The sequence below is a fragment of the Kitasatospora sp. NPDC093558 genome (assembly GCF_040683475.1).
Taxonomy (GTDB): domain Bacteria; phylum Actinomycetota; class Actinomycetes; order Streptomycetales; family Streptomycetaceae; genus Kitasatospora.
The window spans coordinates 1-9,613 of record NZ_JBFBDY010000235.1 but is presented as its reverse complement, the minus strand read 5'-3'; the positions used below and the strand labels follow the sequence as shown (position 1 = coordinate 9,613).

Sequence of the window (9,613 nt, the reverse complement as noted above, 5' to 3'; positions counted from 1 at the left end):
GCCGTTGTCCTGCGGCGGGTTGTGGCTCGCGGTGACGGTGACGCCGGCGGCGGCGCCCAGGTGGCGGATCGCGAAGGCGAGCACCGGGGTGGGCAGCGGGCGGGGCAGCAGCGCGGCGCGCAGGCCGGCGCCGACCACGACGGCGGCGGTGTCGCGGGCGAAGTCGTACGACTTGTGGCGGGCGTCGTAGCCGATCACGACGAGGTCGCCGAGGCCCTGCTTCTTCACGTACGCGACCAGGCCGGCGGCGGCCCGGATGACGACGGCGCGGTTCATCCGCATCGGGCCGGCGCCGAGCTCGCCGCGCAGGCCGGCGGTGCCGAACTGGAGCCGGTCGGCGAAGCGCTCGCTGAGCTCGGCCCAGGCGAGCTTGCCGTCCTCGTCGGCCGCCGGGTCCTCGGCGCGCGCCAGCAGCGCGGTCAGTTCCTCGCGGGTCTGCGGGTCGGGGTCCTCGGCCAGCCAGGCCCGGGCCCGGGCGAGGAGGTCGGTGGTGGGTGCCTGCGTCATGGCGGGTGCTCCATCGGGAAGTGCGTCGGTGGGTCGGCCGGAGGGTTCCGCAAAGAAGGTGTGCGCATGCGGACGGGGCCCGTGGGCGGGTGTGATCAGCGGGATCACGGCCGCCCGCGGGCCCCGTCGCTCATGATTGTGCGCCGTGCCGGGTCAGATCCGCTCGAGGACCTTGCCCAGCAGCTCGCCCATGCGCTCGGCCGAGGCCTTGCCGGCCTCCAGGACCTCTTCGTGGTTGAGCGGCTCGCCGGTGATGCCCGCGGCCAGGTTGGTGACCAGCGAGATGCCGAGCACCTCGGCGCCGGCCTCGCGGGCGGCGATGGCCTCCAGGGTGGTGGACATGCCGACCAGCTCGCCGCCGATCACCCGGGCCATGTTGACCTCGGCCGGGGTCTCGTAGTGCGGGCCGCGGAACTGCACGTAGACGGCCTCGTCGAGGGTCGGGTCGACCTCGCGGCACAGGGTGCGCAGGCGCTTGGAGTACAGGTCGGTGAGGTCGACGAAGTTGGCGCCGACGATCGGGGAGTCCGCGGTCAGGTTGATGTGGTCGCTGATCAGCACCGGCTGACCGGGGACCCAGCCCTGGCGGAGGCCGCCGCAGCCGTTGGTCAGGACGATGACCTCGCAGCCGGCCGCGGCGGCGGTGCGCACGCCGTGGACGACGGTGGCCACGCCGTGGCCCTCGTAGTAGTGGTTGCGGCCGAGGAAGATCAGGGCGCGCTTGTCGCCGATCTTCACCGAGCGGATCTTGCCGGCGTGGCCGGCGACGGCGGGGGCGGGGAAGCCCGGGAGCTCGGTGACCGGGAACTCGGCCACGGTCTCGCCGAGGGCGTCGGCGGCCGGCACCCAGCCGGAGCCCATCACCAGGGCGACGTCGTGGCGCTCGGCACCGGTCAGCTCGCGCAGGCGCGCGGCGGCGGCCTGGGCGGCGGCGTAGGGGTCGGCGGAGACGACCGACTGAGGAGTAGCGTTCACGGGTCCGAGGATAGACGGGAATCGACTACGCGCGTAGAAAATCCGGCGCGGCATGCCGGATCGTTACCCGGTTGACCCGAATGCACAGCTCGTTGGCGCTTTTCGGGTGACACGCCTCGTGGGTATCGACAGTTCCGCACCGCCCTCCGGTGGTCCTCGGGACGGGCCTTCCGGGTCGGTCCGGGGCCCGGAAGGCCCGCCCCCCGCGACGGCTCAGCAGGGCCGGCGGCGGAGGTCCATCACGTAGTCGTCCGGCGCGCCGGCGCTCTCCGCCGCGTCGGCGATCAGGCCGAGGTAGCGGGCCGCGGGCAGGCCGCCCTCGTAGTCGTTGAGGACGTACGTCCACACCGGGATGTCGCCGTCCAGGGTCTGCGCGCGCAGCCGGATCTTGCGGTAGATGCCGAGCTGGACGCCCTCCCAGCGGTCCAGGCCCTCCTCGTCCATCGGCGCGATGTCGTAGAGGGAGACGAAGACCCGGTCCTTCTCGTCCTCGACGACGGTGGCCAGCGAGCCCTCCCAGCCGAGCTGTTCGCCGCCGAAGGTGAGCCGCCAGCCGTCCAGCCAGCCGGTGCCGCGCAGTGGGGAGTGCGGGGCGCGGCGGGTCATCTGCCGGGCATCGAGGTTCGTGGCATACGCGGCGTAAAGGGGCATGCGGGCCAGACTACGGCGACTGGGCGATCGCACAGAAGCCCGTACCCCGGCGTGGCAGCGCTCTGGGCGTGCGGGACAATGGTGAGCGTGACTCGGATCGTGATCATCGGTGGCGGACCCGGCGGCTACGAGGCGGCTCTCGTCGCCGCTCAGCTCGGCGCGGAGGTGACCGTCGTCGACCGCGACGGTCTGGGCGGATCGGCGGTGCTCACGGACTGCGTGCCGTCGAAGACCCTGATCGCGACCGCGGAGGTGATGACCACCTTCGACAGCTCCTACGACGAGCTCGGCATCACCGTCGCCCGGGACGCCGCCGCGCGCGAGCACGGCGACAAGGTCGTCGGCGTGGACCTCGGCAAGGTCAACCGCCGTGTGAAGCGACTGGCGATCGCCCAGTCCCACGACATCACCCAGTCGGTCACCCGCGCGGGCGTCACCGTGCTGCGCGGCCGGGGCCGGCTCGGCGCCGGCGGCCAGGCCGTGGACGGCTCCCGCGAGGTGCTCGTGGACTCCCCCGACGGCACGGTGCACTCGCTTCGCGCCGACGCGGTGCTGATCGCGACCGGCGCCCACCCGCGCGAGCTGCCGGACGCCCAGCCGGACGGCGAGCGGATCCTGACCTGGACCCAGGTGTACGACCTGGAGGAGCTCCCGCGCGAGCTGATCGTGGTCGGTTCCGGTGTGACCGGCGCCGAGTTCGCCGGCGCCTACCAGGCGCTCGGCTCCAAGGTGACCCTCGTGTCCAGCCGCGACCGGGTGCTGCCGGGTGAGGACCCGGACGCCGCCGAGGTGCTGGAGGACGTCTTCCGCCGCCGCGGCATGAACGTCATGGGCCGCAGCCGCGCCGAGAGCGTCAAGCGCATCGGCGACAAGGTCGAGGTGACCCTGGGCGACGGAAAGGTGATCGAGGGCACGCACTGCCTGATGGCGGTCGGCTCGATCCCCAACACCGCCGAGATGGGGCTGGAGGAGGCCGGGGTCAAGCTCAACGACTGGGGCCAGATCCAGGTCGACCGGGTCTCGCGCACCAGCGCCCCGGGCGTCTACGCGGCCGGCGACTGCACCGGCGTCTTCATGCTCGCCTCGGTGGCCGCCATGCAGGGCCGGATCGCGATGTACCACGCGCTCGGCGACGCGGTGCAGCCGCTCAACCTGAAGACCGTCGCCTCCAACGTCTTCACCGACCCGGAGATCGCCACCGTCGGCTACACCGCCGCCGACGTGCAGTGCGGCAAGATGGACGCGGTCGAGGTCAAGCTGCCGCTGCGCGGCAACCCGCGGGCGAAGATGCAGGGCATCCGGGACGGCTTCGTGAAGCTGTTCTGCCGCCCGGGCACCGGCATCGTGGTGGGCGGCGTCGTGGTCGCCCCGCGCGCGAGCGAACTGATCCACTCGATCTCGCTCGCGGTGGACGCCAATCTGACCGTCGAACAGGTGGCCAGCGCGTTCACCGTCTACCCGTCGGTGTCCGGCTCGACCGCCGAGGCCGCCCGGCAGCTGCACATCCGCAAGCGGGCCGACGGCGAATCCTGAGCATCCGGCGCGCAGTTGAGGGCGGTCACCGGTCGGTGGCCGCCCTTTTCGCGCACGCGGTCCTCACCCGTACGGCGGGCGCAGTCCCGGGTTATCGACGGCGCGCATTGTACGGTCACGCGCCGCTCGTGCGTGAGCATTTCCCGCTACTAGCTGCAAACGCCTGAAAGCAGACGGTCACGCACGTTACCGTCGGTTCTGTGTTTGCAGCAGAACGTCGCCAGTTGATCCTCGAAATGGTGCGCGCCAACGGAGCGGTCTCGCTCCGGGAGTTGGCCCGCGTCGTCCAGACCTCCGAAGTGACCGTGCGCCGGGACGTACGGGCGCTGGAGGCAGAAGGGCTCCTCGACCGCCGGCACGGCGGCGCGGTGCTCCCCGGCGGCTTCAGCCGCGAACCCGGCTACCCGCAGAAGACCCACCTCTCCGCGGCCGAGAAGAGCGCCATCGCGGACCTCGCCGCCGGACTGGTGGAGGAGGGCGACGCGGTCGTCGTCGGCGCCGGCACCACCACCCAGGAGCTGGCCCGCCGGCTCGCCCGGGTGCCCGGCCTGACCGTCGTCACCAACTCGCTGCTCGTCGCCCAGGCGCTGGCGCACGCCAACCGGGTGGAGGTGGTGATGACCGGCGGCACCCTGCGGGGTTCCAACTACGCGCTGGTCGGCAGCGGTGCCGAGCAGTCGCTGCACGGGCTGCGGGTCTCCAAGGCCTTCATCTCGGGCAACGGGCTCAGCGCCGAGCGCGGCCTGTCGACCGCGAACATGCTGTCCGCGAGCGTGGACCGGGCACTGGTGCAGTCGGCCGCCGAGGTCATCGTCCTCGCCGACCACACCAAGCTCGGCGAGGACAGCATGTTCCAGACCGTGCCCACCGAGACCATCACCCGGCTGGTCACCGACGAGCACGCGACCGCGGACGACGCCTCGGCGCGCGAGCTGGACGCGCTCGCCGACTGCGGGGTGCAGATCGACCTGGCGCCGCTCGGCGCCGCCCCCAGCGGGGACGCCCCGGTGCACGGCACCGGCAGCGGGCCCGTCCACCAGACCCAGCCGGGACCGCTGGCGCGCCGGGCCGGTCCGCCCCCCGGCGGCGCCCCGCTGCCCGGGCAGCGCCGGCCCGGGGCGCACGGGGGCCCGACCGGGCCGGCCGGGATGCAGGTCCGGCTGGCGGAGTTGGGCGTCCCGCGCGGGCGGTGACACCGAAGGGTGAAACGCGACCGGTCCGCACACCCGCGGGGGGCGTACGGACCGGTCGGTTGACGGAGTGTCAGTCCTTGATCTCGCTCAGTCCTTGATCTCGCAGAGCGCGGCGCCGCTGCTGACGCTCGCGCCGACCTCGGCCTTGAGGCCGACGACGGTGCCGGCCTTGTGGGCGTTGAGGGGCTGCTCCATCTTCATGGCCTCCAGGACGACGATGAGTTCGCCCTCGGCGACGACCTGGCCCTCCTCGACGGCGACCTTGACGATCGTGCCCTGCATCGGCGAGGCCAGCGTGTCACCGCTGACGGCCGAGCCGGCCTTCTTCGCACCCACGCGGCGCTTGGCCTTGGCCGCACCCGTCGCGCCCGCGGCCGGAGCCGCCGAGACGCCGAGGGAGGACGGCAGGGAGACCTCGATCCGCTTGCCGCCGACCTCGACGACGACGGTCTCGCGGCCCTCGGCCTCCTCGCCCTCGCCGGCGGCACCGGCGAACGGGGCGATGGTGTTGTCGAACTCGGTCTCGATCCAGCGCGTGTAGACCGTGAACGGGCCCTCGCCGCCGTGCACCTCGGGCGCGAACGCCGGGTCCGTGACGACGGCCTGGTGGAACGGGATGGCGGTGGCCATGCCCTCCACCTTGAACTCGGTCAGCGCGCGCTTGGCCCGCTCCAGGGCCTGCTTGCGGTCGCGGCCGGTGACGATCAGCTTGGCCAGCAGCGAGTCCCAGGCGGGGCCGATGACCGAGCCGGTCTCGACGCCCGAGTCCAGGCGCACGCCCGGGCCGGACGGCGGGGCGAACAGCGTCACCGTGCCGGGGGCGGGCAGGAAGCCGCGGCCCGGGTCCTCGCCGTTGATGCGGAACTCGAAGGAGTGGCCGCGCACCTCGGGGTCGCCGTAGCCGAGCTCCTCGCCGTCGGCGATGCGGAACATCTCGCGGACCAGGTCGATGCCGGTGACCTCCTCGGTCACCGGGTGCTCGACCTGCAGCCGGGTGTTGACCTCCAGGAAGGAGATCGTGCCGTCCAGCGCGACGAGGAACTCGCAGGTGCCGGCGCCCTCGTAGCCGGCCTCCTTGAGGATGGCCTTGGACGCGCGGTACAGCTCGGCGTTCTGCTCGGGGGTGAGGAACGGCGCGGGGGCCTCCTCGACGAGCTTCTGGTGGCGGCGCTGCAGCGAGCAGTCGCGGGTGGAGACCACCACGACGTTGCCGTGCTTGTCCGCCAGGCACTGGGTCTCGACGTGGCGCGGGTTGTCGAGGTAGCGCTCGACGAAGCACTCGCCCCGGCCGAAGGCCGCGACGGCCTCGCGCACGGCCGACTCGTACAGCTCGGGGATCTCCTCGAGCGTGCGGGCGACCTTGAGGCCGCGGCCGCCGCCGCCGAAGGCCGCCTTGATCGCCACCGGGAGACCGTGCTCCCGGGCGAACGTGACGACCTCGTCCGCCCCGGAGACCGGGTCGGGGGTGCCGGCGACCAGCGGGGCCCCGGCGCGCTGGGCGACGTGGCGGGCGGTGACCTTGTCACCGAGGTCGCGGATGGCCTGCGGGGGCGGGCCGATCCAGGTCAGACCCGCGTCGAGGACGGCCTGGGCGAAGTCCGCGTTCTCCGACAGGAAGCCGTAACCGGGGTGGACCGCGTCCGCGCCCGAGTCCTCGGCGGCCTTCAGGACCTTCGCGATGTCCAGGTAGCTGGTCGCGGGGGTGTCACCGCCCAGCGCGTAAGCCTCGTCGGCCGCGCGCACGTGCAGCGCATCCCGGTCCGGCTCGGCGTAGACGGCGACGCTGGCGATACCGGCGTCCGAGCAGGCCCGAGCGACGCGGACAGCGATTTCCCCGCGGTTGGCGATGAGCACCTTGCGCACTGTGGCTCCCTTCTTGAACCTCGTTGAGTTTATGGATTCCTGGGCAGTACCGGCGAGTAGCCCCAGGTTGTGAACTATCCCACACGGACGGTGATGTGTTTCGCGGCCCGGTGAGCGGCCTCCGGGACGTCCTCGCAGGTGGGGCGGCCGGGGCGGCTGCGGCCCGGTGACGGCGGGGTCGTGACGCGGCGGCGTGGCGGGCCGGTGGGCTTGGCCACACTCACGCGGGGGCCGGGGCCTGGCTGCTCCTGCGCAGGGCGTCGGCGGTGACGTCGGCGGCGAGCTCGACGACGTCGGGACCGTAGGCCTTGGGGTTGACGACCTTGAGGACCAGCACGAACGAGCCGTCCTCGGAGTGCCGCCGCGCGAGCTTGCGGTGGTTGGCGACCAGGTGGCGGACGGCGGCGTGGTTGGCGACGGCGGTCTGGCCCGCGACCAGGAAGGTCGGCCGGTCGCCGGCGGTCGGGCGCAGCCGGGCGAGCAGGGCGAAGGAGTGGCCGCCGCCGGGCTCGTCCTCGTCCGCGTACCGGAACTCCTTGCTGCCCACGGTCAGCACCGGCGCCCGGCCGTCCGGGTCCGGGGCGTATCCGGCCCCGGGCAGCCAGGAGGCCAGGTGGGCCGCCGTCCGCTCGTTGCTGGCCGGGCCGCCGATGCAGAACTCGCCCTTGTCCCCGAGGCCTTGGCGGACCTCGTCGTGCGCCACCAGCTCGGCCCGTGCGCCGCACTCCTTGACCAGTGCGGCCAGTTCCATGAGGGCGTACACGTCGTTGCGTGCGACGCTCCTCGAACTGGGCGCGGAGGCGTGCCGGTTCACGACGATCAGGCACTCGCTGCCGGCGGGCAGGCCGAAGAAGGCCCGCACCCGCTCCACCTTGCGGCGCCGCCGCAGGGCCTGGGCGAGCCAGCCGAGCCCGGCGCTGATGGCGCTCGCCACCAGGCCCAGCACGACGTTGAGCACGTTGTCGGTCATCGGTGCCGTCCCTCCCCGTTCGAAACGGCGGACAGCCTAGCGGGGGGGCGTCCGTCCGGACCATTGACGGTGCCACCGGCGGTGCCTAGCGTTCGCCAAATGACGGTAAAAACGGGGAAGTTGGGCGTCGCGGCGGCCGTACTGGCGCTGCTCGCGACGGCGGGGTGCCAGTCCGTGGGGTCGACGGCGGCGCCGAGCGCGCCGAGCCCGACGGCGGATCCGGCGCGGAGATTCGGGTGCCTCACCGAGGAGCAGAACCGGACGGGCAGCATCAACGTGCCGGCCGTGTCCGGGGTCCGGCCCGGGTACTTCCGGCAGTCCGACGCCGGATCGGCCAAGGTCGCGCTGTTCTTCTCGCACCAGCTCTCGGGCTCGATCTGCGACTGGGTGCCGTACCTGGCGGACTTCACCAAGGCCGGGTACGCGGTGCTCGCCACCGAGGAGCCCGGCAGCCCGGCGCGGGACGTCCCGGCCGCGCTGACCTGGCTGGCCGGGAAGGGCATCACCGAGGTCGTCCTGGTCGGCGCCTCCAAGGGCGGGACCGGCTCGCTGGAGGCCGCCGCCGAGGCGTCGACCCCGCTGCCGGTGGCGGCGGTGGTCTCGCTGAGCGGCCCGACCGACTACGCGGGGGACCGCGCGCGCATCGCGGTGGCCAAGATCAAGGCCCCGGTGCTGTTCGCGGCGGAGGAGGACGACTCGCCGTTCGCGGGCGACGCCAAGGACCTCTACGCGATCTCGGTGTCGCCCGCGAAGGTGCTCAAGCTCTACCCGGGCTCCCGCCACGGCGCCGACCTGCTCGCCGACGGCGCCCTGCCGGACGTCCTGGCCTTCCTGGCGCAGAACGTCCCGGCGCAGTGAATCAGTTGTTGCTGGTCCAGAAGTCGGTGATGCGGAGGTCGAGGTCGGCCAGCAGGGTGCGCAGCAGCGGCAGGGAGAGGCCGATGACGTTGCCGTGGTCACCGTCGATGCCCTCGACGAACGGTGCGGAGCGGCCGTCCAGGGTGAACGCTCCGGCCACGTGCAGCGGTTCGCCGGAGGCGATGTAGGCGGCGATCTCGGCGTCGTCCGGGGTGCCGAAGCGGACGGTCGTGGAGGCGGTGGCCGAGGACTGCCGGCCGGTCACGGTGTCGATGACGCAGTGGCCGGTGCGCAGCACGCCGGCGCGGCCGCGCATCGACTGCCAGCGGGCGAGCGCCTCGGCGGCGTCGGCGGGCTTGCCGAGGGCCTGTCCGTCGAGCTCCAGGACGGAGTCGCAGCCGATCACGAGTTCGCCGCCGGTGAGTTCGGCGGCGACGGCCTTGGCCTTGGCCTCGGCGAGGACGAGGGCGAGTTCGGCCGGGGTGGCGGCGGTGATGGCGTCCTCGTCGACGCCGCTGACCACCACGCGCGGGTCGAGGCCCGCCTGGCGCAGCAGGCCGAGGCGGGCGGGGGAGGCGGAGGCGAGGACGAGGGCGCGCTGGTCGGTCATGACCACCAGCGTAGGGGGTCGTGCTGTCCGCCGTTCGGGTGAACGGCGGTCTCCCGGGTCGCCGCCGCCGTGGTCATCGCCGTGGGCGGTGCTGTGGTTGCTGCCGTGGTCGCCGCCGTGGTTGCTTCCGTGGTCACAGCAGGAGCAGCACGGCGATCACGAGCAGGTAGGCGGCGAGCACACGGCCGGCGCGGTGCAGTTTCTCCTGCACCCGGCGGGCCTCGGGGGAGGGCTCGTCGCGGGGGTCTGACCAGAGCACCCTTCCAGGGTGCGCCGCGGGCCGGGCGGGGCGCCTGAGTATCCGTACTCAGGTTCCGGGCAATTCGGGCCGGAACGAAGTGCTCGTGACAAGGAGAGGAGTGGGAAGTCGGCCGGGCGCCCCAACCACGCCACCCCCAATGATGGGGGGGGGGTCGGCTATATGAGGTAGGGGGTGTGGGGGTAAGAAGTTTT

9 protein-coding genes and 1 pseudogene are annotated in these 9,613 nt (G+C 73.0%); 3 read left to right on the top strand and 7 right to left on the bottom strand.

Annotated elements, in window-relative coordinates; genetic code table 11:
* The 3 genes and pseudogenes from AB0O00_RS21350 to AB0O00_RS21340 all read right to left on the bottom strand — a co-directional run.
* Window positions 1-507, bottom strand: a pseudogene (locus AB0O00_RS21350) (phospho-sugar mutase); the annotation flags it as partial.
* 153 nt (window positions 508-660) lie between these two features.
* Window positions 661-1,536, bottom strand: coding sequence for a purine-nucleoside phosphorylase (locus tag AB0O00_RS21345; protein ID WP_363654044.1), 876 nt, complete (start codon window positions 1,534-1,536; stop codon window positions 661-663).
* Window positions 1,537-1,695: 159 nt separating this feature from the next.
* Window positions 1,696-2,133, bottom strand: coding sequence for a gamma-glutamylcyclotransferase (locus AB0O00_RS21340; protein ID WP_363654042.1), 438 nt, complete (start codon window positions 2,131-2,133; stop codon window positions 1,696-1,698).
* Between the two features lie 78 nt (window positions 2,134-2,211).
* On the opposite strand from AB0O00_RS21340, the gene AB0O00_RS21335 reads away from it, so the two are divergent.
* Both AB0O00_RS21335 and AB0O00_RS21330 read left to right on the top strand, forming a co-directional pair.
* On the top strand, window positions 2,212-3,666 hold the full coding sequence (locus AB0O00_RS21335; RefSeq protein ID WP_363654040.1) for an NAD(P)H-quinone dehydrogenase: 1,455 nt from the start codon (window positions 2,212-2,214) through the stop codon (window positions 3,664-3,666).
* Between the two features lie 200 nt (window positions 3,667-3,866).
* Entirely contained in the window at window positions 3,867-4,859 is a 993-nt protein-coding gene (locus tag AB0O00_RS21330) for a DeoR/GlpR family DNA-binding transcription regulator (protein ID WP_363654038.1), read from the top strand.
* A gap of 87 nt (window positions 4,860-4,946) precedes the next feature.
* On the opposite strand, the gene AB0O00_RS21325 is transcribed toward AB0O00_RS21330, so the two are convergent.
* Both AB0O00_RS21325 and AB0O00_RS21320 read right to left on the bottom strand, forming a co-directional pair.
* Window positions 4,947-6,722: a biotin carboxylase N-terminal domain-containing protein gene (locus AB0O00_RS21325; RefSeq protein WP_363654036.1), complete on the bottom strand. Its 1,776-nt coding sequence runs from the start codon at window positions 6,720-6,722 to the stop codon at window positions 4,947-4,949.
* Between the two features lie 220 nt (window positions 6,723-6,942).
* Window positions 6,943-7,692 (bottom strand): hypothetical protein, encoded by a 750-nt coding sequence (locus AB0O00_RS21320; RefSeq protein WP_363654034.1) that lies wholly within the window; start codon window positions 7,690-7,692, stop codon window positions 6,943-6,945.
* Between the two features lie 99 nt (window positions 7,693-7,791).
* On the opposite strand from AB0O00_RS21320, the gene AB0O00_RS21315 reads away from it, so the two are divergent.
* Window positions 7,792-8,550, top strand: coding sequence for a hypothetical protein (locus AB0O00_RS21315; protein WP_363654032.1), 759 nt, complete (start codon window positions 7,792-7,794; stop codon window positions 8,548-8,550).
* Window position 8,551: 1 nt separating this feature from the next.
* Here AB0O00_RS21315 and AB0O00_RS21310 read toward each other — a convergent pair whose 3' ends face one another.
* Together AB0O00_RS21310 and AB0O00_RS21305 are read right to left on the bottom strand one after the other, a co-directional pair.
* Window positions 8,552-9,160: a nucleoside triphosphate pyrophosphatase gene (locus tag AB0O00_RS21310; protein ID WP_363654031.1), complete on the bottom strand. Its 609-nt coding sequence runs from the start codon at window positions 9,158-9,160 to the stop codon at window positions 8,552-8,554.
* Window positions 9,161-9,293: 133 nt separating this feature from the next.
* Complete coding sequence (locus AB0O00_RS21305) at window positions 9,294-9,419, bottom strand: hypothetical protein (RefSeq protein ID WP_359972850.1); 126 nt, start codon at window positions 9,417-9,419, stop codon at window positions 9,294-9,296.
* Between the last annotated feature and the right edge of the window lie 194 nt (window positions 9,420-9,613).

Excerpts from the sequence above, each read along its gene's own strand:
- AB0O00_RS21340 (WP_363654042.1), bottom strand. The coding sequence starts at position 2,133 with ATGCCCCTTTACGCCGCGTATGCCACGAACCTCGATGCCCGGCAGATG.
- AB0O00_RS21320 (WP_363654034.1), bottom strand. The coding sequence starts at position 7,692 with ATGACCGACAACGTGCTCAACGTCGTGCTGGGCCTGGTGGCGAGCGCC.
- AB0O00_RS21345 (WP_363654044.1), bottom strand. The coding sequence starts at position 1,536 with ATGCCGCGCCGGATTTTCTACGCGCGTAGTCGATTCCCGTCTATCCTC.
- AB0O00_RS21310 (WP_363654031.1), bottom strand. The coding sequence starts at position 9,160 with ATGACCGACCAGCGCGCCCTCGTCCTCGCCTCCGCCTCCCCCGCCCGC.
- AB0O00_RS21315 (WP_363654032.1), top strand. The coding sequence starts at position 7,792 with ATGACGGTAAAAACGGGGAAGTTGGGCGTCGCGGCGGCCGTACTGGCG.
- AB0O00_RS21335 (WP_363654040.1), top strand. The coding sequence starts at position 2,212 with ATGGTGAGCGTGACTCGGATCGTGATCATCGGTGGCGGACCCGGCGGC.